This window comes from Dellaglioa sp. CoH-55-MRSF-6 (genome assembly GCF_056782215.1).
Genome location: NZ_JBXAYJ010000074.1, coordinates 1 through 235, shown reverse-complemented (window position 1 = coordinate 235; position 235 = coordinate 1). Strand labels below are relative to the sequence as shown.

The 235-nt window shown below is 72.8% G+C and carries 1 protein-coding gene; it reads left to right on the top strand.

Features of this window, described 5'->3' with window-relative positions; translation table 11 throughout:
* Positions 1–9 precede the first annotated feature (9 nt).
* Positions 10–235, top strand: a 226-nt coding sequence (locus AC1RPK_RS07835) for a hypothetical protein (RefSeq protein ID WP_481769371.1), incomplete at its 3' end; no start/stop codon positions are given.

Below are 235 nucleotides of genomic sequence, written 5' to 3'. Positions count from 1 at the left end.
AGGAGTCCGGTGTCGCTCGGCCTTCCTAGCCACCTCTCCAGGGCGGCCAACTCCCGCGCGCTGGCCACGGCGGCCCGCTGGGCGGCGCTGGTCTGCCTGGTGATGGCGGCCGTCAACGTCGCGGTCTCGACGGTCGGCGGGACGACCGGCGCGGCCTCCTGGATCAGCACGCTGGTTCTGCTGCCGATGATCGCCCTGCTGATCCTGCAGTCGCGCGGCCGGACCGTCGCGTTCA